Origin of the sequence: Pannonibacter sp. SL95, assembly GCF_026672425.1 — a bacterium.
Taxonomy (GTDB): domain Bacteria; phylum Pseudomonadota; class Alphaproteobacteria; order Rhizobiales; family Stappiaceae; genus Pannonibacter.
This window is the reverse complement of record NZ_JAPPRC010000003.1, coordinates 1877684-1896109: the sequence shown is the minus strand read 5'-3', so window position 1 is coordinate 1896109 and position 18426 is coordinate 1877684. Positions and strand designations below refer to the sequence as shown.

17 protein-coding genes are annotated in these 18426 nt (G+C 65.0%); 6 read left to right on the top strand and 11 right to left on the bottom strand.

Going from position 1 to position 18426, the window contains the following annotated elements; all coding sequences use genetic code 11:
• Nucleotides 1-16: 16 nt before the first annotated feature.
• From paaE to OVA12_RS09570, 7 genes are all read right to left on the bottom strand, one after another.
• Nucleotides 17-1096 (bottom strand): 1,2-phenylacetyl-CoA epoxidase subunit PaaE, encoded by a 1080-nt coding sequence (gene paaE, locus OVA12_RS09600; RefSeq protein WP_268136662.1) that lies wholly within the window; start codon nt 1094-1096, stop codon nt 17-19.
• Nucleotides 1097-1155: 59 nt separating this feature from the next.
• On the bottom strand, nt 1156-1656 hold the full coding sequence (paaD, locus tag OVA12_RS09595; RefSeq protein WP_268136660.1) for a 1,2-phenylacetyl-CoA epoxidase subunit PaaD: 501 nt from the start codon (nt 1654-1656) through the stop codon (nt 1156-1158).
• 7 nt (nt 1657-1663) lie between these two features.
• Entirely contained in the window at nt 1664-2419 is a 756-nt protein-coding gene (gene paaC / locus OVA12_RS09590) for a 1,2-phenylacetyl-CoA epoxidase subunit PaaC (protein WP_268136659.1), read from the bottom strand.
• Nucleotides 2419-2700 carry a 1,2-phenylacetyl-CoA epoxidase subunit PaaB gene (gene paaB / locus OVA12_RS09585; protein ID WP_106753251.1) on the bottom strand — a complete coding sequence of 94 codons (282 nt, stop codon included), beginning with the start codon at nt 2698-2700 and terminating at the stop codon, nt 2419-2421. The genes paaC and paaB overlap by 1 nt, the downstream gene beginning before the upstream one ends.
• 29 nt (nt 2701-2729) lie before the next feature.
• Entirely contained in the window at nt 2730-3722 is a 993-nt protein-coding gene (gene paaA / locus OVA12_RS09580) for a 1,2-phenylacetyl-CoA epoxidase subunit PaaA (RefSeq protein WP_268136657.1), read from the bottom strand.
• A gap of 55 nt (nt 3723-3777) precedes the next feature.
• Nucleotides 3778-4983 (bottom strand): 3-oxoadipyl-CoA thiolase, encoded by a 1206-nt coding sequence (gene pcaF, locus OVA12_RS09575; protein WP_268136655.1) that lies wholly within the window; start codon nt 4981-4983, stop codon nt 3778-3780.
• A gap of 459 nt (nt 4984-5442) precedes the next feature.
• Nucleotides 5443-6393 carry a PaaX family transcriptional regulator C-terminal domain-containing protein gene (locus OVA12_RS09570; protein WP_268136653.1) on the bottom strand — a complete coding sequence of 317 codons (951 nt, stop codon included), beginning with the start codon at nt 6391-6393 and terminating at the stop codon, nt 5443-5445.
• 169 nt (nt 6394-6562) lie between these two features.
• Here OVA12_RS09570 and lexA point away from each other — a divergent pair, with 169 nt between their 5' ends.
• A complete protein-coding gene (lexA, locus tag OVA12_RS09565) occupies nt 6563-7279 on the top strand; it encodes a transcriptional repressor LexA (protein ID WP_268136651.1) in 717 nt (238 codons plus the stop codon).
• Between the two features lie 535 nt (nt 7280-7814).
• Here lexA and OVA12_RS09560 read toward each other — a convergent pair.
• Together OVA12_RS09560 and OVA12_RS09555 are read right to left on the bottom strand one after the other, a co-directional pair.
• Nucleotides 7815-9605, bottom strand: a complete 1791-nt coding sequence (locus tag OVA12_RS09560; protein ID WP_268136649.1) for a ComEC/Rec2 family competence protein — start codon at nt 9603-9605, stop codon at nt 7815-7817.
• Entirely contained in the window at nt 9532-10140 is a 609-nt protein-coding gene (locus OVA12_RS09555) for a hypothetical protein (protein WP_268136647.1), read from the bottom strand. Before OVA12_RS09555 ends, OVA12_RS09560 begins: the two co-directional genes overlap by 74 nt.
• A 228-nt stretch (nt 10141-10368) precedes the next feature.
• On the opposite strand from OVA12_RS09555, the gene gltX reads away from it, so the two are divergent.
• The 3 genes from gltX to OVA12_RS09540 all read left to right on the top strand — a co-directional run bounded on the left by gltX (nt 10369) and on the right by OVA12_RS09540 (nt 14519).
• The gene (gene gltX, locus OVA12_RS09550) at nt 10369-11793 is read left to right on the top strand and encodes a glutamate--tRNA ligase (protein WP_268136645.1); all 1425 of its coding nucleotides are present in this window, start codon (nt 10369-10371) and stop codon (nt 11791-11793) included.
• 223 nt (nt 11794-12016) lie between these two features.
• The gene (gene gltA / locus OVA12_RS09545; protein ID WP_268136643.1) at nt 12017-13309 is read left to right on the top strand and encodes a citrate synthase; all 1293 of its coding nucleotides are present in this window, start codon (nt 12017-12019) and stop codon (nt 13307-13309) included.
• Nucleotides 13310-14000: 691 nt separating this feature from the next.
• Nucleotides 14001-14519 (top strand): hypothetical protein, encoded by a 519-nt coding sequence (locus tag OVA12_RS09540; protein WP_268136641.1) that lies wholly within the window; start codon nt 14001-14003, stop codon nt 14517-14519.
• 191 nt (nt 14520-14710) lie between these two features.
• Here the strand turns inward: OVA12_RS09540 and OVA12_RS09535 are convergent, their stop codons facing one another.
• The gene (locus OVA12_RS09535) at nt 14711-15316 is read right to left on the bottom strand and encodes a calcium-binding protein (RefSeq protein ID WP_268136639.1); all 606 of its coding nucleotides are present in this window, start codon (nt 15314-15316) and stop codon (nt 14711-14713) included.
• A 407-nt stretch (nt 15317-15723) separates the two neighbouring features.
• The gene (chrA, locus tag OVA12_RS09530; protein ID WP_268136637.1) at nt 15724-17037 is read right to left on the bottom strand and encodes a chromate efflux transporter; all 1314 of its coding nucleotides are present in this window, start codon (nt 17035-17037) and stop codon (nt 15724-15726) included.
• A gap of 190 nt (nt 17038-17227) precedes the next feature.
• On the opposite strand from chrA, the gene phnF reads away from it, so the two are divergent.
• Both phnF and OVA12_RS09520 read left to right on the top strand, forming a co-directional pair.
• Nucleotides 17228-17974, top strand: coding sequence for a phosphonate metabolism transcriptional regulator PhnF (gene phnF, locus OVA12_RS09525; protein ID WP_268136635.1), 747 nt, complete (start codon nt 17228-17230; stop codon nt 17972-17974).
• Nucleotides 17967-18419, top strand: a complete 453-nt coding sequence (locus OVA12_RS09520) for a phosphonate C-P lyase system protein PhnG (RefSeq protein ID WP_268136633.1) — start codon at nt 17967-17969, stop codon at nt 18417-18419. Before phnF ends, OVA12_RS09520 begins: the two co-directional genes overlap by 8 nt.
• Nucleotides 18420-18426: the final 7 nt, after the last annotated feature.

Below are 18426 nucleotides of genomic sequence, written 5' to 3'. Positions count from 1 at the left end.
TCCAAGGCCGGATCGCTCACTGGTCGTAATCCACGACCACATGGTCGCTGACGGGGTAGCACTGGCAGGTCAGCACGTAGCCGCGCCGCACCTCGTAGTCTTCCAGCGCATAGTTCGCCTCCATCTCCACCTCACCCTCGGTGACAAGGGCACGGCAGGTGGAGCAGACCCCCGCCTTGCAGGCGTAAGGCGCATCAAGGCTTGCCCCGAGTGCAGCATCGAGCAGGCTCTGGCCCTTGCGCGGCATTTCGATCACCCGCGTTGCGCCGTCGACGGTAATGGTGGCGTGGCAGATGTCACCGGCGGCGCGAGCAGCATCAGCTGCTTCCGCGCGCTGCTTCGCCCGTCCCGGCTGGCCGGAGGCAAACAGCTCGAACTTGATCCGGTCCTCAGGCAGCCCGTTCTCCTTAAGCGCGGCCGAGACAGCCAGCATCATCGGTTCGGGACCGCAGATGAAGGCCATGTCCGCCTTGGCCACGTTGACCCAGGTGCCGAACAGCGTCTTGCACTTCTGCGCATCCAGCCGGCCGGAAAACAGGTCGATGTCCTGCGACTCGCTCTCCAGGATATGGATGATGTTGAGCCGGCCAAGATAGGTGTTCTTGAGATCCTCAAGCTCCTCGCGGAACATGATCGCGTTGATCGACCGGTTGCCGTAAACGAGCGTGAAGTCCGACTTCGGCTCCTCCGCCAGCACCGTCTTCAGGATCCCCAGCACCGGCGTGATGCCCGAACCGCCGGCAAAGCCGAGATAGGATTTCGGCCGCGCGGGCTCGATCGGCGCATGGAACGTGCCCATCGGCGGCATGGCCTCAAGCACAGTTCCGGCCGTCAGCTCGTCATTGACCCAGGAGGAGAAGGCCCCGCCATCGACCCGCTTGATGCCAACCTTCAAGGCCCCCTCACCGCGCGCGGCGCAGATGGAATAGGAGCGGCGCAGCTCCTCCCCGTCAAAGTCGCGGCGGAAGGTGAGATATTGCCCGGCAAGGAAATCGAAGGCCGCGCGATCCTCCTCACGCGGCACCAGCGTCAGCACCACGGCGTCGCGCGTTTCGCGCCGCACCTCGGTCACGCTCAGGGGATAGAACTGCGCCATGTCGCGCTCCTCCTAAAGTCCGCTCGTCAGGCCTGTTGCACGGGGCCCGGCTGAGCCGGTCAGATGCACTTGAAGTAATCGAAGGGTTCCAGGCAGTCGCGGCAGCGGTATCCGGCCTTGCAGGGCGTGGAGCCGAAGCGGCTGACCATTTCCGTGTTGGACGAACCGCAGCGCGGGCAGCCAACGACCGGGTTCGACAGCACGCCGCCGCCACAGGACGAGCCTGCCACCGGCGGGGCAATGCCGTAATCCGTCAGCTTGGCCCGCCCCTCGGCGCTGATCCAGTCCGTGGTCCAGGCCGGGGACAGCTGGCGCTCGAGGCGGAGATCGGCGATGCCGTGATCGCGCAGCGCCCTCTCGATCTCGAAGTTGATGACGCTGGTCGCCGGGCAGCCCGAATAGGTCGGCGTCACCTTGACCACCAGCGTCCCGTCCTGCCAGCTGACATCGCGGATGATGCCGAGATCGACCAGCGAGATGACCGGGATTTCCGGATCCGGCACGTCAGACAGCCAGCTCCAGATCTCCTCGACAGCAGGATGAAACGGCGCTGTTGTCATCGCTGCCTCACCAGGTCGCGGTCGGATAGGCCCGCTGCAGGAACTGCATTTCGGCCAGGATGTAGCCCAGGTGTTCGCTGTGCAGCCCGCGCTTGCCGCCCTTGTGCATGTAGCCGGAGGCCGGCTTGGCAAGGGTTGCCTGCGTCAAGGTTGCCTCCACATGAGCGTGCCAGGCGGCCGAGACGGGTTCAAGGTCAGGGGCAAGCCCTGCCTCGCAAAGCGCGGCATCAACCTCGTCCACGATCAGCATCTCGCCCGTGTAAGGCCACAGGTCGTTCAGTGCGGCCTGCATGCGGGCATGGCTTTCCGGCGTGCCGTCGCCGAGCGAGATCACCAGATCGGCGCTGCGGGCGATGTGATAGGACACTTCCTTCAGCGCCTTTTCGGCAATCTCGGCCACGCGGCTGTCGCTGGAGGCGGTCAGCCCCTGCAGCATCGGATAGTGCCAGGCGTCGAACAAATACTGCCGCATCAGGGTGTGGCCGAAGTCGCCGTTCGGGCGTTCAGCAATCAGCAGGTTGCGATAGGCACCCTGATCACGGCGGTAGGCCAGTTCGTCAGCCGAACGGCCCTTGCCCTCAACCTCGGCGGCAAGGCCCAGCCAGAGCTGGGTCTGGCCAACCAGATCCAGCGCGATGTTGGCAAGGCCGATGTCCTCTTCCAGCACCGGCGCATGGCCGATCCATTCCGAGGTGCGCTGCGCCAGGACAAGGCAGGTGTCGCCCATCCTGAGGCACAGATCGAAAAGCGGCAGGTCGCTCATCACATCGCTCCGACTTCTTCGGGAATGTCAAAGAAGGTCGGGTGGCGATAGGCCTTGCTGTTCGAGGGATCGAACAGCGGGCCCTTGTCGCCCGGCGCGCTGGCGGCGATGTGGCGGGTTTCCACCACCCAGATGCTGACGCCCTCGTTGCGGCGGGTGTAGACGTCCCGCGCGGCCATGATCGCCTTTTCGGCGTCCGGCGCATGCAGGCTGCCGACGTGACGGTGCGACAGGCCATGCTGTCCGCGGATGAAGACTTCCCAGAGCGGCCATTCGTTCATGGACGTTTCTCCCTCGTATGCGCGTCGGTTCAGGCTGCGGCTTTTGCGGCATTCTTCTTGCGGGCATGGGCCAGCAGGCCTTCCCGGTACCAGGCACCGTCGTCCCAGGCCTTGACCCGGGCGGCGAGCCGTTCCTTGTTGCAAGGACCGTTGCCCTTGATCACTTCGTAAAATTCGGTCCAGTCGATCTCGCCGAAGTCGTAGCCGCCCTTTTCCTCGTTCCACTTCAGGTCCGGATCGGGGATCTTCAGGCCAAGGTATTCGGCCTGCGGCACGGTCTGGTCGACGAACTTCTGGCGCAGCTCATCATTGGAATTGATCTTGATCTTCCAGGCCATGGACTGGGCGGAATGCACCGAGTCCGCGTCGGACGGGCCGAACATCATCAGCGCCGGCCACCACCAGCGATTGATCGAATCCTGCGCCATTTCCAACTGTTCCGGCGTACCCTGCCGGCACATCTTCACCAGCGCGTCATAGCCCTGGCGCTGATGGAAGCTCTCTTCCTTGCAGATGCGGATCATCGCCCGGCTGTAGGGACCGAAGGAGCAGCGCTGCAGCGGCACCTGATTCATGATCGCCGCGCCATCCACCAGCCAGCCGATCATGCCGACATCGGCCCAGTTCAGCGTCGGATAGTTGAAGATCGAGGAATACTTGGCCTTGCCCGAATGCAGCTGCTCCAGCAGCTCGTCACGCGACACGCCAAGCGTCTCGGCAGCGCAGTAGAGATAGAGGCCATGACCGGCCTCGTCCTGCACCTTGGCCAGCAGGATCGCCTTGCGCTCCAACGTCGGCGCGCGGCTGATCCAGTTGGCTTCCGGCAGCTGGCCGACGATTTCCGAATGGGCATGCTGCGAGATCTGCCGGATCAGCGTCTTGCGGTAGCCTTCCGGCATCCATTCCTTCGGCTCGATCTTGATGCCCGCGTCGATCCGCTGCTGGAAGGCGCGCTCATTGGCGTCCATCTCATCCAGTGTCTTCACGCTGTTGGCGTCGGTCTTCACCATCTGTGCGTACATGTGCGTCCTCCAGAAGCCTGAATTGACCTTGCGGGGCCGGACTGGCCCCCTTTGCTCACACCCGTTCGAGGATCAGGGCGATGCCCTGCCCGACACCGATACACATGGTGCAGAGCGCATAGCGTCCCTGCACGCGCTGCAACTGATAGGCGGCCGTCGTCACCAGCCGCGCGCCGCTCATGCCGAGCGGATGGCCAAGCGCAATGGCCCCGCCATTCGGATTGACATCGGGCGCATCGTCGGCAAGTCCAAGCTGGCGCAGCACCGCCAGCGCCTGCGCCGCGAAGGCCTCATTCAGCTCGATCACGTCCATCTGGTCCAGCGTCAGACCCGCCTTGGCCAGAACCCGGCGCACCGCCGGCACCGGACCGATGCCCATGACACGCGGCTCGACACCGGCCGCAGCCATCGCGACAACCCGCGCCATCGGCGTCAGACCGTGACGGGCCACCGCTGCTTCGCTCGCCAGCATCAGCGCGGCGGCGCCATCATTGACGCCGGAGGCATTGCCCGCCGTCACGGTCAGCTCCGGACCATTGACGCCCTTGAGCTTGGCAAGCTGCTCGGCCGTCGTGCCCGGGCGCGGATGCTCATCAACGGCAACCATGACGGTCTCGCCCTTGCCCCGTTTCACCTCGACCGGCGCAATCTCCTGCGCAAAGAGCCCCTGATCCTGCGCACTGGCCCAGCGGGCCTGGCTGCGGGCCGCAAAAGCGTCCTGATCCACGCGGGCGATGTTGAAATCCGCCGCAACATTGTCCGCCGTTTCCGGCATGGAGTCGATGCCGTAAGCCGCCTTCATCTTCGGATTGACGAAGCGCCAGCCGATGGTGGTGTCGTAAATTGCGGAACTGCGGGAAAAGGCCGTGTCAGCCTTTGGCATCACGAAAGGCGCCCGCGACATGCTCTCGACGCCGCCAGCCAGCACGAAATCATAGTCGCCAGCCCGGATGCCACGCGCGGCCATGCCGACCGCATCCATGCCTGAGCCGCAGAGACGGTTGACCGTGGTGCCAGGCACCGACACCGGCAGCCCGGCCAGGAGCCCGGCCATGCGGGCAACGTTGCGATTGTCTTCGCCGGCCTGGTTGGCACAGCCGTAAATGATGTCCTCGACCGCACTCCAGTCGAGACCCGGGTGGCGCGACACAAGGGCGGCCAGCGGCGCGGCGGCCAGATCGTCGGCGCGGACGGACGACAGCGCCCCGCCATAGCGGCCAATCGGCGTGCGGACTGCGTCGCAGATAAAGGCGTCGGACATCCACTTCCTCCCTCAGAAGCGTCCCCAGAAACTGTCATGCGGGCCTGTTCAGACCGGCAGGCGTTCGAGAGCTGAGCCTCACCCCCAATTCATCGACCGCACGGTCACCATATGCATTCTCGCATCACACCGCAACAGCTATTTTCGGAATTCTTGTGACACGTTGCGGTATGACTGTGCTCCTTGAACGAAAAATCCGTACCGGCCTCCACCAAAGGCCCCCCTCCAAATGAACGAGGCCCGCAGACTTGAACCGGCCGTTCAGTCCACCCATCTTAAGCTTGTGGTTTCCAAGGTCAGAAACCTCCCGGACAGGCGATCCCGCTCCCCGCAACCCTCGGCGGGATTGCCTGCCTCCCTTTTCCCAAGTCTCGCTCTCAAGAAAAATACGCCGACGGCAACCCATGCCGACGCGCGTCGCGGCACGGCACGGCAGACCTGAATCAACCGGTCTTCACGTCAGGATGAGACGTCCGCAAGCCGCGCCTGCCGCTCCAGCACCTCAGGCGGTGTTGCCGTCAGCGCGCCGCCAAGGCCGGCAAAGCTGGCGACATGCGCATCAGCGGCGGCACTCAGCGCCAGATAGGTTCGGGCAAACAGGGCCCTCGCCCGCTCGCCGGCCCAGTCGTCCGGCAACGCAGGCCGTGCAAGCCCCGGATCACGCAAGGCCAGGGCACGGAAGCCATGCACCAGCAACAGCCTTGCCGACAGGGCACTCAGCCCGTCTGTCAGTCGCTCCCCTTGGGCGAGCAGCTGAGCCAGTGGCGAGAACCGGGCCATGAACGCTTCATATCCCGCTTCCAGCTCGCCAAGGTTCCAGACCCTGCGCACGGCCGCGCGCAGCGCCGCGCCATCCGTCAGATCACCTGGCGAAACCGCAAGCCGGGCCCATCCGGCGGGCACTGGTCGCTCCCCGATGGCCAGCGCCAGCCCGTCGCCCAGCCGAACGAAACCTGCCGCTTCCAGCCCGGCGTCGACAGCGGCGGCATCGCCTTCCCCACCGCGCAGGGCCAGCGTAAACCCGAGCTCACCTGCCCCTGCCGACAGCGTATAAAGCCGCGCGGCAGCGGCACTGAACTCGGCCCGCGCCGCATCGGTAAGGCCATAATAGCCAAGCCGCCCGACCCGGGTGCCCTCAAGCCGTCCGGTGGCGACAAGCCGCGAGGCGGCCGTGCGCACCAGCGTTTCACTGATCCCGACACGGGCGCAGGCCTCGATCACGTTGCCGACCCACAACGATCCACCGCGCGGCACCACCACATCGCCATACAGCGTGACGATGAAGGCCCCGGCGCGCAAAGGCCGCCGGCCGGCAAACTCCTCGACCAGACGGTCGACCGCGGCCACCGCCGAGCCCGGGGCGCCAGACGGGATTTGGGGCGTTGTGTTCATCTGCATCGGCTCGGGCATGGCAACGGAGATCCGGTCATTTGCCCTTTCCTAGCCGCAGTTGGCCTCCCCGTCCATGACCCCATCACGCGGAACATCCCGCTAACTTCGCCTTAAGACTTGTGGAACACAGTGAGAACGAGTAATCTGCGTTCATGATTTGTACCGCCTCCCGCCACGGGGATTCGCCATGCTGACCCGCAAGCAACACGAACTGCTCATGTTCATCCATGAGCGCCTGAAGGAAAGCGGCGTTCCGCCCTCCTTCGACGAGATGAAGGACGCGCTCGACCTCAGGTCGAAGTCGGGCATTCACCGGCTGATCACCGCGCTTGAGGAGCGTGGCTTCATCCGCCGCCTGCCCAACCGCGCCCGTGCCATGGAAGTGGTTCGCCTGCCGGACTCCATGTCTCCGGGCCTCGCCGCCCCGCGCGGCAAGGGCTTTGCCCCGTCCGTGATCGAGGGGTCGCTCGGCAAGACCCAGCCTCCCGCGCCCGCCCGTTCCGAGCCGGAGCCGGCCAGCGGCATCACCAGCATTCCGGTCATGGGCCGGATCGCGGCCGGTGTGCCGATCGAGGCGATCCAGACCCACAGCCACACGATTTCCGTACCCCAGGACATGCTGGGCCGCGGCGAGCATTTCGCGCTGGAAGTGCGCGGCGACTCGATGATCGAGGCCGGCATTCTCGACGGCGACACGGTGCTGATCCGGCGGACCGATGCGGCCGAGAGCGGTGACATTGTCGTCGCCCTGGTCGATGACGAGGAAGCCACCTTGAAGCGCCTGCGCAAGAAGGGCGCCTCCATCGCGCTGGAAGCGGCCAACCCGGCCTACGAGACCCGTATCTTCGGCCCCGGCCGTGTGCGGGTCCAGGGCAAGCTGGTGGCACTGTTCCGCCAGTACTGACAACCAGTACTGACCGAGAGGGGTTTGCGGCAAGGCGCAGGTGTTCTGTGCCTGCGTGAACTTGATGACAAACCTCTACCCTCCCGAAGTCATCCCGGCCAAGCGTAGCGCCGAGCCGGGACCGGAGATTCGGGGCCTTTATTCTTCAATGCGTTCCCCCCCGGAGAAACCTTGGCTCTCCGGTCCCGGATCTCCGCTTCGCTGCGTCCGGGATGACGATAAAGGGTTTGTCGGCAGTCTGGCGCAGGTGTTCTGCGCCGGTGCGTCTTCCGGCTCTACCCGTTACCTGACCCTGAACGGTTCCGGCCGTTCAGAACGGCTGATGCTTGCCCGGCGTGCTGGCAACCAGCTGATTGTTTTCCGGCTGACTTTGGCCAGCCAACCGACTTGTGTTCCGGCAGACGTTGCCTCCGTCCCCTCCAGCGCGCCACAGCTGGATTTCTGCCGGGCACCGGACGCTGAGAGGGAAGCGCAACCCCCGCCCCGCTTCCCTCTCAGCGTCTTCTTTCTTCGCCCTCCGGGGCATGGCTGATGGTCAGCGGCTGCTTTCGGCCAGCGGCTCTGCTGGGGCGTCCTCGGCTGTCTCTCCGGCAGCCTCTGCGGCAGTCTCTGCGGCCGCCGGTGCCAGCTGCCATGGGCGCTGACCCGGTGGACGGGTTGGCAAGGCGCGCGTGATGACCGTGCGGCCAGCCTGGTGGTCCAGCCACAGCGCAACACCACCGAACCCTCGCGCGCTGGCGTCATACACCCTTGCCGCCTTGCAGCCGGGCGGTGCCGCCAGTCCGGTCACGACGATATCGGCGCGCAGGCAATCGCTGTCGAGCCCGGTCCCCTTGCGGGTCAGGGCGATCTTCAGGGGGCGGATGGTGGGTTCCGCCGCGGGGCCTTCGCCCGGAGCCGGAGGTGGCGGATAGGCCGCAATCACACAGCCCTCGCCATCACAGCGCGTCTGGGCAGCGCTGTCCTTATGGCTGGCAAACTGCCGCTCCGGGATTCCCTCGGCGGTCAGCCAGAGCTCGGCTGCAAAGCCGATCCGCCCGCCGGAAATGCGCAGCACGCCGTCGGCGTCCCTTGCAGCCACCTGCGTGCCCTTGTCCCCCACATAGAGATCCGGCGGCCGGTACAGGCCCCAGACCATCAGCCCGGCCAGCGCCGGCACCACCGCCAGCCCGCGCCGCCAGCCCTCGGCGAGGAACAGCCAGAACACCGCCGCGCTCATCAGTGCCCCGGCGAGCGCAGGCACCTGACCTATGACGCCGTCGCTGTCGCTGAGCCCGGCCGTGAACCGGGCCGCCTCAAGCATCAGCCAGATGCCTTCGCCCATGACGATCAGCGCCGGGGCCGCAAGCCCCAGCGGCTGCAGCAAAAACGCGGCGACGCCTGCCGGCATGACGATCATGGACACAGCCGGCATCGCCAGAAGGTTGCCGAGCAATCCGTAGGGCGACAGCCGGTCGAAGTGATAGGCCGCGATCACCCCGGTCGCCAGGCCCGCCACCAGCGAGGTCGCCGAGACGCCCAGCACCCAGGCTCCGGCCGCCCGGCAGGCAGACATGACAAGCCCATGGTCCGGGCGCTTGCGGCGGCGGCTCAGCCGTTGCCGCGACCAGCGGCCATAATCATCATAGGCGGCGATCAGGCAGATGACGGCAGCAAAGGACATCTGGAACCCGGGCGCGAAGATTTCCTCCGGCCTCAGCGCGAGGAGCCCGAGCGCTGCCAGGGCCACACTGCGCAGGCTGAGGCCGCGCCGCCCGGTCATCAGCCCGATGAACACCATCGCGATCATCAGATAGGACCGTTGCGTCGGCACGCTTGCCCCCGACAGAAGCAGGTAGCATGTCGCCGCCAACAATGCCGCCGCCGCAGCAATGCGTGACAGCGGCAGGCGCAGGGCCAGAACCGGGAAGGCGGCAAGCACGGCCAGCACCAGCCAGTACATGCCGCCGGCAAACAGCACCATGTGCAGGCCGGAAATCGACAGCACATGCGACAGCCCGGCCTCGCGCAGGTCCGCATCTGCCTGTTCGGAAATCTCCCCGCGCAGCCCCACCAGAAGCGCTGCCGCTATGGCGCTTTCATCGCCAGCCCCCAGCGCCACATCGGCCTCGCGCGCCACCTCCAGCCGCAGCCGCTCCACCGCCGCCAGAAACGTCAGCCACGGCCCCGGCGGTCCGAGATCCACCCGTTCCGGCGCCCCGAACACGAACCCCGTCGCCCCGATGCCCCGGTAATAAGCCGCAAAGGCAAAGTCATAGCCGCCCGGTCGCAGCGGCCCGGACGGCGGGATCAGCCGCGCGCGCAGCCGCACCCCGTCCCCCGGCATCAGACCGGCGCCGCTTTCCCCCCGCAACGACAGGCGCACCCGCGCCGAGCATTGCCTGACGGCCAAGTCCTTCGGCATCCACAAGCCCCACAACCAGCTGGCTGCCCGTGCCCGTCGCCACCCGGTCCAGCACGCGGCCGGTCACCGTCACCGAGCGCGCCTCGGCGAGCACCGGCGCGGCAACGCTGGCCGTGCGCAGCGCACCCGCCGCCAGACCGCACAGTACTGCGGCGGTCAGCAACAGCGCCGCCGTCAGCCGCCCGCGCCAGTGCGCCAGCACTGCCAGCGCTAGCCCCCCGCCTGCAAGCAGCAGCACGACCGCCAGAACGGGTTCCGCCGGCAGCAGGAAATAGACCGCTATACCGGCGGCAAAGGCAAAGGCGACATGCAGCAGCCGGTGATCCTCGGCAATGCGTCCACCTGTTTTCGCTGGGGCGGCCCCAGCCTGTGCGGTGCCCGGCGGGCCCGGCTTCCTCTGCCACAGCGCGCGGAGCCGGCGCAACGCGGCGCCCTGTCCGCCACCTTGCGCAGGCAAGGATTGCGCTTGTCCCGATCTCAAAAAAGATGACGCGCGGGTGACGCGACCGTTATGCGCTGCGTCTTCGCCCGCCTCCGTCTCCGGTTCGCTCCCGTCCCCGCGCTGCATGGCAGCCCTCGCAGCGGCCCGGTTTGCCCGCCCGCGAGCCTGTGCTAAACACCGCAGCAGTCTCGCGCTGGCCTCCGGGCCCACGCCTCACCTTGACAGAGAACGATCCCCAAGACCATGGCCGACCAGATCATCACCCGTTTCGCGCCCTCGCCCACCGGCTACCTGCACATCGGCGGCGCCCGCACGGCCCTTTTCAACTGGCTTTTTTCGCAGCGCCATGGCGGCAAGATGCTGCTGCGCATCGAGGATACCGACCGCGCCCGCTCCACCACGGCAGCGGTGGATGCCATTCTCGATGGCCTGACCTGGCTCGGCCTGTCCTGGGACGGGGAACCGGTGTCGCAGTTTGGCCGCGTCGCGCGCCATCAGGAAGTGGTCGCCGAGATGCTGGCCCGCGGCACGGCCTACAAGTGCTACTGCACGCCGCAGGAACTGGACGAGATGCGCGAGAAGGCCCGCGCCGAAGGGCGCCCGCCGCGCTATGACGGCCGCTGGCGCGACCGCGACGCCTCGGAAGCCCCCGCAGGCGTCGCCCCGGCCATCCGTCTGCGCGCGCCGCTCGACGGCGAGACGGTGATCGATGATCAGGTGCAGGGCCGCGTCGTGTTCCCGAACAAGGACCTTGATGATCTCGTGCTGCTGCGCTCCGACGGCGTGCCCACCTACATGCTGGCCGTGGTGGTCGACGACCACGACATGGGCGTCACCCACATCATCCGCGGCGATGACCACCTGACCAACGCCGCCCGCCAGAAGCTCATCTACGAGGCCATGGGCTGGGATGTTCCGGTGATGGCGCATATCCCGCTGATCCACGGTCCGGACGGGGCCAAGCTGTCCAAGCGGCACGGCGCGCTCGGGGCGGAAGCCTACCGCGCCATGGGCTATCTCCCGGCCGCCATGCGCAACTACCTTGCCCGCCTCGGCTGGAGCCACGGCGACAGCGAGATCATGTCGACCGAAGAGATGGTGTCGTGGTTCGGGCTTGATTCGGTCGGCAAGTCGCCGTCCCGCTTCGACTTCAAGAAGCTGGAAAACCTCAACGGCCACTACATGCGCGCAACGCCCGATGCGGAGCTGCTCGTTCACTGGAAAGCCTGCCTTGCCCATGTCGAGGGCGGCGAGAGCGTGCTGAACTGGATGGCCCTGCCCGGCAACGAGGCCAAGGTGCTTGCCGCCCTGCCCGGCCTCAAGGAACGCGCCAAGACCCTGGTCGAGCTGACCGACAGCGCGTCCTATCTCTGGCGCGCGCGTCCGCTGGACCTTGAGGACAAGGCCGCAGCGCTGCTCGACGCCGAGGGCAAGGCGATTCTCGCCGGTCTTCTGCCACTTCTGACCGCCGATGCGGAATGGTCGCTGGCGAGCACCGAAGCCATCGTGAAGGCCTATGCCGAGACCGCGGGCCTGAAGCTCGGCAAGGTGGCCCAGCCGCTGCGCGCCGCCCTGACCGGCCGCTCCACCTCTCCGGGCATCTATGATGTGCTGGTCGTCCTGGGCAAGGATGAGGCATTGGGCCGCATCGCCGATCAGGCGGCCTGAGCATCCGCATACTTTCGTATACATTGCCTTCAGGCTGTGGCGCGTTTGCGCCGCAGCCGACCCGAAAGCGGTGCAGCATGCGCTTGCGGCCCCCCCTCAAATGGGATACGCAATCCGAGGCTATTTCTCTGGCCGCTCAGGCATCGGCACAGTTTCTAAGGGCTTGCCAGGCGCAACCCGGCGTCACGATGCAGCGGCAGTTCCAGACTAGGGGGTTACCTGCATGGGCGACACGACAGCCAATCTGACCATCGGTGGCAACAGCCGCGACTACAAGGTGCTCGACGGCTCGATCGGCCCGTCGGTCGTGGACATCTCGTCCCTGTACAAGGACACGGGGATGTTCACCTACGATCCGGGCTTCACGTCCACGGCATCGTGCGAATCGAAGATCACCTACATCGACGGCGACGAGGGCACCCTGCTCTATCGCGGTTATCCGATCGAGCAGCTCGCCGATCACGGTGATTTCCTCGAATCCTGCTACCTGCTGCTCTACGGCGAACTGCCGACCCGGGCGCAGAAGGACGACTTCGTCAGCCGTGTGACCCGTCACACGATGATCCACGAGCAGATGAGCCGCTTCTTCTCCGGCTTCCGCCGCGACGCGCACCCAATGGCGGTGATGGTCGGCGTGGTCGGCGCCCTGTCGGCCTTCTATCACGACTCGACCGACATCTCCGATCCGCAGCAGCGCATGATCGCTTCGCTGCGCATGATCGCCAAGATGCCGACGATCGCGGCCATGGCCTACAAGTACCACATCGGCCAGCCCTTCGTTTACCCGAAGAACGATCTCGATTATTCGGCAAACTTCCTGCACATGTGCTTCGCGGTGCCTTGCGAGGAGTACAAGGTGAACCCGGTTCTGGCCCGCGCCATGGACCGCATCTTCATCCTGCACGCCGACCACGAGCAGAACGCCTCGACCTCGACCGTGCGTCTGGCCGGCTCGTCGGGCGCCAACCCGTTCGCCTGCATCGCGGCTGGCATCGCCTGCCTGTGGGGCCCGGCGCATGGCGGCGCCAATGAGGCCGCGCTCAACATGCTGACCGAAATCGGCACCGTTGACCGCATCCCGGAATATGTCGCCCGTGCCAAGGACAAGAACGATCCGTTCCGTCTGATGGGCTTCGGTCACCGGGTCTACAAGAACTACGACCCGCGCGCCCGCATCATGCAGAAGACGACGCATGAAGTGCTGGCCGAACTCGGCATCAAGGACGATCCGCTGCTCGACGTCGCCATGGAGCTGGAGCGCATTGCGCTCAACGATTCCTACTTCATCGAGAAGAAGCTCTATCCGAACATCGACTTCTACTCGGGCATCACCCTGCGCGCCCTCGGCTTCCCGCCGCACATGTTCACCGTTCTGTTCGCTCTTGCCCGCACCGTGGGCTGGATCGCGCAGTGGAAGGAAATGGTGGAAGATCCGGGCCAGCGCATCGGCCGCCCGCGCCAGCTCTACACCGGCGCCCCGAAGCGGGATTACATCCCGGTCGAACAGCGCCGCTGACGCTTCACCAGTCAAGAAAAGGGCACCCCACCGGGTGCCCTTTTTGTTTGGAACCACCTCTACAGTCATCCCGGACGACAGCGAAGCGGAGATCCGGGACCGGAGAGCCAAGGCCTCTCCGACACGCACTCGTTGACCAATCGATACCTCAACTCTCCGGTCCCGGCTCGGCGCTCCGCTTGGCCGGGATGACGTCGGTCAGGTCGAGGTTTGCCATCAAGCGCAGGGCACCCCTCCGGATGCCTTTTTTGCTTGGCCATCGCTGTTCTCCGCCTCAGCCCATGCTGCGTGTTCCAGCGTGCCGCGCGCGGCCTCGCTGCCCCCGATCAAACTCTCCGCGCTGTCCCGGCCTTGTGCCGGGACCTGTCAGGGACGCGAAGTCCAGCCGCCCGCAATGCTGCCGTGCAGGCTGAACAGGTCCCGGCACAAGGCCGGGACGGCGCAGCGCGAGCGGATCGAGGCCGGGTCCTCGGCACAATGTCCCCGGCAGGCAGGATTTGCCGTCTGCCCGCCCCCTTCCGCAGGAAAACCGGAGGCTGCAGGCAGTCTCACGGCACCCCGTCCCGGACAGTCCCCGCCCGGACCGGCCAGACACGTGCTGGCACGAACTTTGCTTACCAATGGTTGCGGCACTTTGAACCACCTCCGGCCGGGCAATTCCTGCCGGGCGGACGCGCCAAGGGAGACAGCCATGGATGTCACATCAACCCAACGACCGGCCACCGTACGGCAGCTGCGGCCGGCAGCCACGCCAGCGGCGACGTTCAACGGGACCGCGCAGGACGCACCCTCCACGACGACACCCCCGACCGCCCAGCGGACGCGGATCGAGCACTACGAAGACGTCACGCATCTAGCCCCCAAGGGCGACGGCCGCGAGCTGATGAAGCGGCTCTATCCGCCCGCACAGCGCCAGGAAATGGCCAATGAACTGATCGAGATGACACGGGCTGATGCAAAGCATCGACAGGATCGCATCAATTTCCTTGAGCAGCACATTGACTATTTAAACAAAAGAAATTCCGGAAAATCAGCGATACTGTCCATTCAAGAAAAAAACAGAAACGAACAAATCGTTTCCGACTACCGTGAACAGTTGCACCGCTTCAATAGTTATAAGATCGAGAATGACGCTGGTCGCTCAGCAATACTAAGAACGGCAGCAATGATCCTAGACACAAGCTATGAAAAAATTGAAAGTCTAGTGTGAACGCCATGAAAATGCGCGCGCCACTTGCGTAGCGCGCGCATCGGATATTCAGACTACGATACTCCCAACATCATAATAATTACCATCAGAACCATAAATATACTCGACATGATCTTGACTTGCATAAAACCCCTTCAAAACGACCCCGTTGTCATTAACTTCATCAGCCCAATCGACAACTGAAACGACAATCATGTCATCACCAATACGTAGCAAAACAAGATCTGACAACTTTGTATTGACAAAAAAACCGAATCTCCGACACCGCTTTTATCTGTAATTTCTATTGCGCCATACTCCTCTGTATAGAATTTGTCAGCTCCAAGACCACCTTCGATTACTTGATCTGAATTCTGGGCGCGAATGATATCATTATCTGGCCCACCGTCGCATTTGTCATACTGACCGCCAAGATAGATTTTATCTGCACCTCGGCCACCAGATACAATGCTTCCTGCGCCAATCCCAGAATAGATTGTATCGTTTCCATGGTCACCGCTTAAATAGTCCGATCCCACGGAGTTCCGCTCATCGATGAGATCATTACCGACGCCACCATAAATAGTATCATCGCCCCGACCACCGATGAGGGTGTCATCGCCCTCATCACCAAAAATGCGGTCATTTCCATTCCCGCCATTTACGTAGTCATTCCCGTCACCGGCAACGATGTAATCCCCACCTGTCGTCTCGTCTCCCCCGATGATGAAATCATCACCACCGTACGCATAGATCGAGTCGGAAAAGTCCGTCCCGAAAAGCCGATCGATCGATTGAGTCCCGTGGATGACAGCCATGATAACCTCCTGAAGCATCAGAAAAATTGCTGATGTGCATTTAACGACCGGAGATTGCAGAAAGCTGCGTACACTTGCAAGTGTCTGGTTTACAATCTATCAGTGCGTTTCGCCCCCCACCTTCACAGCCCCGATCACAGCCCTCAGGCCAACTATCCCCATCATGCCGCGCTGTTCCAGCATACCGAGCAAGCCCCCTCTGCCCCCGATCAAACTCTCCGCGCTGTCCCGGCCTTGTGCCGGGACCTGTCAGGGACGCAAAGTCCAGCCGCCCGCAATGATGCCGTGCCAACTGAACAGGTCCCGGCACAAGGCCGGGACAGCAGCAACGCAAGCGGATCGAGGCCGCGACAGCGCGATGGCGCGGATCGAGGCCGTAACCCTGGATCATGGGCAGCGGCTGCGCCTCACCACATCCCCGCCCCAGCTGTCACGGCAACGCCGAGCACTGCCATCAGGCCAACCGTCTCCATCATGCCGCGTCTTGCGCCGAAGACGAGGCCGAGGGCCAGGGCGCTGAGGAGGGCTGCGGCGGGATCAAGGCTCGACGGGTCGACGCGGACGAAGTGAAGCCAACCCTCCGACACCCGCGTTGCGGAGGCGAACAGCACGTTGAGCCCGAACCAGACGGCGACATAGGCGATGACACCGACCACGGCCGCCGTGATCCCGGTGAGCGCCGCGGCGAGCGCTGCATTGCGGCGCAGGCCCTCGACGAAGGGCGCGCCGGCAAAGATCCACAGGAACGACGGTGCGAAGGTCACCCAGGTGGCCATCAGCGCGCCGAGAGTCGCCGCCAGCAGGGCGGGCAGCGCGCCGCCGTCCTTCAGGGCCGCCAGGAAGGCGACGAACTGGTTGACCAGGATGGTCGGTCCCGGCGTCGTCTCGGCAAGGCCAAGCCCGTCGATCATCTGGCGCGGCGTTGCCCAGCCCATGTCGACGCCCGCCTGCGCCAGGTAGGCCAGAACCGCATAGGCCCCGCCAAATGTGATCACCGCAAGCTTGGAGAAGAACAGGCCGATGGCGACCAGCACATGGTCCGGCCCAAGCAGCAGCACGGCGGCCAGCACCGGCGCCCACCAGGCGGCAAGGCAGGCCAGCGCGGTGCGCAGGGCACCGGCCACGGCGCCCGCAGGCGGGGCAGCAACCGGCGCCACCGCAAGACCACCCGGCTGTCCCATCAGCTGCGGCGCAACCCGGGCCGCCAGCGCGCCGGCCACACCGGCCCCGAGGATGATCAGCGGAAACGGCAGGTCGAACAGCAAGATCAACAGAAACGCCGCCACGGCCAGGCCATAGGGCAGCGGCCCCTTCAGGCCGCGTTTGGCGATCTTGATCAGGGCCTGGATGACAATCGCCAGCACCGCTGCCTTGATGCCGAAGAAGACCCCATCCACCAGCGTCGTGCCTGTGCCGAGCACATAGAGGAACGACAGCGCCAGCATGATCAGGCTGCCCGGCAGGATGAACAGGATGCCGGCCGCCAGGCCGCCGCGCACGCCGTGGGTCAGCCAGCCGATGTAGGTTGCAAGCTGCTGTGCCTCGGGTCCTGGCAACAGCATGCAATAGTTGAGCGCATGCAGGTAGCGCGGCTCGTCGAGCCACTTCTTCTCGCCCACGACGATCCTGTGCATCATCGCGATCTGCCCCGCAGCCCCGCCAAAGGACAGGAAACCGATCCGGGCAAAGGTCAGAACGAGCTCACGGAAGGTCGGGGTCATAGCAAAGGCAATCCTGATGCTAGCACAAGGTGTCACGGACCATAGAAGCGGCAGCGTGACAGGTCGATAACGTAAACCGGCTGGATGCCAGATATGCGCCTCGGCCGGCAATTCCCTCGACGCGTCACGGCTCTGTCACCTAAACCGGCTATCACACCTCCAAAGTCATTCGAATGAATTGGAGGCCTTGATGGCGCGTGAAACGTGGCAGTCGATCCGGGACCGGCTGGCAGCCGACATCCTCTCCGGCGTGCTGGCACCTGGCGCGCAACTGCCGACCGAGCCGGAGCTCTGCGCCCAGTTCGGTGCCGGACGCCATTCGGTCCGCCGGGCCATTTCCGCTCTTGCAGTCGAGGGCAAGCTGCGCGTCGAACAAGGCCGCGGCACCTTCGTCGAAAGCGCGCCTCTCATCAACTACCAGATCGGCCGCCGCACCCGCTTTCGTCAGAACCTTCTGAGCCAGGGCGTAACGCCGGCCGGCGAACAGGTGACCGACGACGTGATCGCGGCCCCGCGCCGCGTTGCCGAGGCACTGGAGCTGACCGAGAACACGCCCGTGCATCGCCTGATGCGCCGCGGTCTTGCCGACGGCGTGCCGATCAGCCTCGGCGTCGCCTGGCATCCCTTCGACCTCTTTCCCGACATGGCAGAGCAGCGCCGCGCCGGCCGCTCCGTGACCGACATCTACCGCGCGCACGGCATCACCGACTACCTGCGCAAGAGCACCACCATCTACGCCCGCCGTCCGACAGCGGAAGAGGCGCGACTGCTCAAGCAGCATCCCGACCAGCCCGTGCTGGTCGTGACCAAGACGGACGTTGATCTTGCCGGACGGCCGATCGGCTATTCCCAGGCCATCTGGTCCGCCGACCGGGTGCAATTCTCCTTTGATCTTCCCGACGAAGCCGAACCCCGGAGTCCTGACCAGGATGACTGAGACCACAACCACTCATGAGGCCACCAGCGGCCACAGCGCCTTTCTCACCGCGCTCTCCCATGGCGATGCGGAAAGCGTGAAGCGCTTCGCCGAAGGCCTGCTGACGCAGCTCGGAGCCGTCGAGGTCCTGCGCAGCCGCACCGGCCTGGTCATGCTGCCGTTCCGCGACACGGTGAAAGGCACCGATTTCCACCTCGGCGAGGTGCTCGTCGCCGAAGCTGAGGTCCGCCTCACCGACCACGACGCCACCGGCTACGGCATGGTCACGGGCCGCGATCTGGAATGGGCGATGGCCATGGCGCTGATTGATGCCGCAGCGGCAGCTGGCCTCGCGCCCAAGGCCATCGACGCCTTCGTCACCGGGCTGGAAGCGGCCAATGCCGACCGCGACCGGGCGCGCCTGTGCGCCGTCGAGGCCACCCGCGTCGACATGGAAACCTTCTGATCTTCAT

What these genes read in the sequence shown, in the direction of transcription:
- OVA12_RS09540 (WP_268136641.1), top strand. Translation starts at nt 14,001, where the DNA reads ATGGATGTCACATCAACCCAACGACCGGCCACCGTACGGCAGCTGCGG.
- lexA (WP_268136651.1), top strand. Translation starts at nt 6,563, where the DNA reads ATGCTGACCCGCAAGCAACACGAACTGCTCATGTTCATCCATGAGCGC.
- OVA12_RS09560 (WP_268136649.1), bottom strand. Translation starts at nt 9,605, where the DNA reads ATGCCGGGGGACGGGGTGCGGCTGCGCGCGCGGCTGATCCCGCCGTCC.
- chrA (WP_268136637.1), bottom strand. Translation starts at nt 17,037, where the DNA reads ATGACCCCGACCTTCCGTGAGCTCGTTCTGACCTTTGCCCGGATCGGT.
- paaD (WP_268136660.1), bottom strand. Translation starts at nt 1,656, where the DNA reads ATGACAACAGCGCCGTTTCATCCTGCTGTCGAGGAGATCTGGAGCTGG.
- paaB (WP_106753251.1), bottom strand. Translation starts at nt 2,700, where the DNA reads ATGAACGAATGGCCGCTCTGGGAAGTCTTCATCCGCGGACAGCATGGC.
- OVA12_RS09535 (WP_268136639.1), bottom strand. Translation starts at nt 15,316, where the DNA reads ATGGCTGTCATCCACGGGACTCAATCGATCGATCGGCTTTTCGGGACG.
- OVA12_RS09520 (WP_268136633.1), top strand. Translation starts at nt 17,967, where the DNA reads ATGACTGAGACCACAACCACTCATGAGGCCACCAGCGGCCACAGCGCC.
- paaE (WP_268136662.1), bottom strand. Translation starts at nt 1,096, where the DNA reads ATGGCGCAGTTCTATCCCCTGAGCGTGACCGAGGTGCGGCGCGAAACG.
- paaA (WP_268136657.1), bottom strand. Translation starts at nt 3,722, where the DNA reads ATGTACGCACAGATGGTGAAGACCGACGCCAACAGCGTGAAGACACTG.
- phnF (WP_268136635.1), top strand. Translation starts at nt 17,228, where the DNA reads ATGGCGCGTGAAACGTGGCAGTCGATCCGGGACCGGCTGGCAGCCGAC.
- pcaF (WP_268136655.1), bottom strand. Translation starts at nt 4,983, where the DNA reads ATGTCCGACGCCTTTATCTGCGACGCAGTCCGCACGCCGATTGGCCGC.
- gltX (WP_268136645.1), top strand. Translation starts at nt 10,369, where the DNA reads ATGGCCGACCAGATCATCACCCGTTTCGCGCCCTCGCCCACCGGCTAC.
- gltA (WP_268136643.1), top strand. Translation starts at nt 12,017, where the DNA reads ATGGGCGACACGACAGCCAATCTGACCATCGGTGGCAACAGCCGCGAC.
- paaC (WP_268136659.1), bottom strand. Translation starts at nt 2,419, where the DNA reads ATGAGCGACCTGCCGCTTTTCGATCTGTGCCTCAGGATGGGCGACACC.
- OVA12_RS09570 (WP_268136653.1), bottom strand. Translation starts at nt 6,393, where the DNA reads ATGCCCGAGCCGATGCAGATGAACACAACGCCCCAAATCCCGTCTGGC.